The 3,937-nt window shown below is 57.8% G+C and carries 2 protein-coding genes and 1 tRNA gene; 2 read left to right on the forward strand and 1 reads right to left on the reverse strand.

Translation table 11 applies throughout. The features are described 5' to 3' along the window. Window positions 1–148 precede the first annotated feature (148 nt). Window positions 149–2,170 (reverse strand): excinuclease ABC subunit UvrB, encoded by a 2,022-nt coding sequence (gene uvrB, locus FZF01_RS19135; protein ID WP_150279437.1) that lies wholly within the window; start codon window positions 2,168–2,170, stop codon window positions 149–151. A 185-nt stretch (window positions 2,171–2,355) separates the two neighbouring features. Here uvrB and FZF01_RS19140 point away from each other — a divergent pair, with 185 nt between their 5' ends. Continuing rightward, window positions 2,356–3,564, forward strand: a complete 1,209-nt coding sequence (locus FZF01_RS19140) for an amino acid aminotransferase (protein ID WP_150279438.1) — start codon at window positions 2,356–2,358, stop codon at window positions 3,562–3,564. Between the two features lie 81 nt (window positions 3,565–3,645). Further along, window positions 3,646–3,721 (forward strand) — tRNA-Asn (locus tag FZF01_RS19145). Window positions 3,722–3,937 lie beyond the last annotated feature (216 nt).

The raw sequence follows: 3,937 nt of genomic DNA on the forward strand, positions 1-3,937 counted from the left end.
CGCGTGCGCGGGAATGACCGTGTTTTGGTGGCACCTAGGCGTGAATCCATTAGACCGCCTGGATTCCCGCCTTCGCTGGAATGACGGGGTATTGGTCGTCATCCTCGCGAACGCGGGGATCCATTGGCGGGTTGCGGAAACCGCAGCATCAGACCTGAATCAGCAACGCCCGCAGCTTCTGTATCTCGTCCCGCACCCCGGCAGCTGCCTCGAATTCCAGATCCCTGGAGTGGTGGTACATCTTCTCTTCCAGTTTACGGATCTGCTTGCTGATCTCGGAAGGCGAACGTAGCTGGTTGGCACTGTACTCTGCCGCATCCTCGGCCGCCTTGAGCTTCTTGCGCTTGTTGCTGCGACTGTTGCTGCCCGGCACCACGGCACCCTCGAGGATGTCTTGCACGCTCTTGGTGATACCTACCGGCGTGATGTTGTGCTCGAGGTTGAAGGCGATCTGCTTCTCCCTGCGCCGTTCGGTTTCGCCTATCGCCCGCTCCATCGAGCCGGTCATGCGGTCGGCATACAGAATAGCCCGGCCATTCAGGTTCCGCGCAGCGCGACCGATGGTCTGGATCAGCGAGCGTTCGGAGCGCAGGAAGCCTTCCTTGTCTGCGTCCAGAATTGCCACGAGAGAAACTTCAGGCATATCAAGCCCTTCGCGCAACAAGTTAATGCCGACAAGCACATCGAAGACACCGATTCGCAGGTCGCGGATGATCTCAACACGCTCTACTGTATCGATATCCGAGTGCAGGTAACGCACCCTAACCCCGTGGTCACTCAGGTAGTCGGTCAGATCCTCAGCCATCCGCTTGGTCAGGGTGGTGACCAGCACGCGCTCCTCTTTTGCAGCACGCAGGGCGATCTCGGACAACAGGTCATCGACCTGACTGGTAGCCGGCCGGACTTCGATCTCGGGATCAACCAGACCGGTGGGGCGTACTACCTGCTCCACTGTGCGCCCGGCATGCTCAGCCTCGTAGGGGCCAGGGGTCGCAGAAACGAAAATGGCCTGGGGCGAGATCAGCTCCCATTCATCAAAACGCATCGGCCGGTTATCCAGGGCCGAGGGCAGGCGGAAGCCATATTCAACCAGCGTCTCCTTGCGCGAGCGGTCGCCCTTGTACATGGCCCCTACCTGCGGCACAGAGACGTGGGACTCGTCGATGATCAGCAACGCATTCTTGGGCAGATAATCGAAGAGTGTTGGCGGCGCCTCACCATGATTCCGACCAGACAAGTAACGCGAATAGTTTTCGATGCCGTTGCAATAACCCAGCTCCATGATCATTTCCATGTCGAAGCGGGTGCGCTGCTCCAAACGCTGGGCTTCAACCAGTTTGTTCTGACCTTTAAGTACTTCCAGGCGTTCGGCCAGCTCGATCTTGATATGTTCCACAGCGTCGAGCAGCTTTTCCCTTGGCGTTACATAATGTGATTTAGGATAAACAGTTACGCGCGGAACCTTGCGTAGAACCTCACCCGTCAGCGGGTCGAAATAGCTGATCGTTTCGACTATGTCGTCGAACAGTTCAATGCGAATTGCTTCCAGATCGGATTCGGCCGGGAAGATATCGATAACGTCTCCGCGCACACGGTAGTTGGCCCGCGCCAGCTCCATATCGTTGCGGGTGTACTGCAGTTCCGCCAGGCGCCTCAGCAGCGCGCGCTGTTCGAGGTGATCACCTCGGTCAACATGCAGGACCATGCGCAGATAAGAAGCCGGATCGCCCAGACCGTAAATGGCCGAAACCGTGGCGACGATGATCGCGTCCGGACGCTCCAGCAACGCCTTGGTGGCGGACAGACGCATCTGCTCGATGTGATCGTTTACCGAGGCATCCTTCTCTATAAAGGTATCGGACGACGGTACATAGGCCTCAGGCTGGTAGTAGTCGTAGTAGGAAACGAAGTACTCCACCGAATTATTCGGGAAGAATTCACGAAACTCGCCATATAACTGAGCGGCCAGTGTCTTGTTGGGCGCCATGATGATCGCCGGGCGCTGCACCTGCTGAATCACGTTGGCGATGGTGAAGGTCTTCCCTGACCCGGTCACGCCCAGCAATGTCTGGTGCGAGAGGCCCGCCTCCAGCCCTTCCACCAACTGTGCGATGGCGGTCGGCTGGTCGCCGGCGGGTTGAAAACGGGTCTGAAGCTTGAATTGGGTCATCTATGCGGGGTTCCGACTGCGAAAAATCAGCACGTACTATAGCACCGCCCCACGCTCCCTTCAGTGGTCGCCGGTCGGACAACCATTTCACCATGCTGCGCTTGCGCTGCACTCGCACCTTTGCATCGGTCTGTCTATAATGGGCGCCGAATCACCCACTCACCTGCCTCGAGTTTGCCTATACCATGACTTTGTTTTCCCCTGTTGAAATGGCTCCACGCGATCCGATCCTCGGCCTGAACGAAGCCTTCAATGCCGATAACCGGTCTGAAAAGGTCAACCTGGGTGTCGGGGTGTATTACGACGAAAATGGCAAGGTGCCTTTATTGCGCGCCGTATGCGCGGCCGAAGAGGCCCGCGTTGCCGAGCAAGGCCCCCGCCCCTACCTCCCGATGGAAGGCTTGGCCTCCTACGACGCCGCCGTTCAGACATTGCTGTTCGGTGCAGAATCGAGCCTGCTGGAATCTGGCCGCCTGGTTACCGCACAATCCATTGGCGGCACCGGTGCGCTGAAGCTGGGTGCCGACTTTCTGTATCGCCTGCTGAACAAGCGTCTGGTTGCCATCAGCGATCCGAGCTGGGAAAACCATCGCTCGCTGTTCGAGGCTGCCGGCTTCGAGGTAGTGACTTATCCCTACTACGACCCGCAGACCCACGGCGTAAACCTGGAAGGCATGCTCGAAGGTATCGAGAAATTGCCTGAAGGAAGCGTTGTGCTGCTGCACGCCTGTTGCCACAACCCCACCGGCGCGGATCTGAGCCTGGCTGACTGGACTCGCGTGATCGATGTGATCCAGCGACGAAATCATGTGCCCTTCATCGACATCGCCTACCAGGGCTTTGGTGACAACCTGCAGGATGACGCCGTCGCCCTGCGTCTGTTCGCCGAATCGGGTTTGCCACTGTTTATCTCCAGCTCGTTTTCCAAGTCATTTTCGCTGTATGGCGAGCGTGTCGGGGCCCTGACACTGGTGACCGAGAGCCACGATGAAATGCTCAGCACCATGTCGCAGCTCAAGCGCGTGATCCGCACCAACTACTCCAACCCACCGACTCACGGTGCCAAGGTGGTGTCCGCGGTACTCAACAATGTCGAGTTGTACGCGAAGTGGGAAGAAGAGCTTGCAGAGATGCGCGATCGCATTCGCATCATGCGCAGTTCCCTGGTCGAGAAGTTGGCCGCCGCCGGCGTAACCAAGGATATGAGCTTCATCGAACGCCAGCGCGGCATGTTTTCCTACTCAGGCCTGACCAAGGCACAGGTAGCACGACTGGCTGATGAATTTGCGATTTATGCGGTGGGTAGCGGGCGCATCTGCGTGGCTGCGCTGAACACCGGCAACATCGACCACGTTGCCAACTCGATGGCCGCTGTGCTCAAGGACGACAACTGAGTTGCGAGCTGCGGACTTTTCACCTAGTCACTTCAAGGCGTTGACTTTGATCGACTTTTTGATAAAGTACGCGGCGTCCGATCCGCGATAGCTCAGTTGGTAGAGCAAATGACTGTTAATCATTGGGTCCCAGGTTCGAGTCCTGGTCGCGGAGCCAAATTCAAAAGCCTGTGCTGATGTACGGGCTTTTTTGTGGGCGGAGGTTGGTCATTCCCGCGTACCAACCCGTCATTCCTGTCCCCACACCCCCGTCATTCCCGTCACCCCCGTCATTCCCGCGAAGGCGGGAATCCATATTGACCGGTACTAACCGGGCACATGGGTTACAGATCAAACCGGGCACATAGGTAACAGGTGATAGCGTATTGGCCTC

The sequence above is a fragment of the Halopseudomonas salina genome (assembly GCF_008641105.1).

Coding starts and splice junctions, on each gene's coding strand:
- uvrB (WP_150279437.1), bottom strand. CDS start 2,170: ATGACCCAATTCAAGCTTCAGACCCGTTTTCAACCCGCCGGCGACCAG.
- FZF01_RS19140 (WP_150279438.1), top strand. CDS start 2,356: ATGACTTTGTTTTCCCCTGTTGAAATGGCTCCACGCGATCCGATCCTC.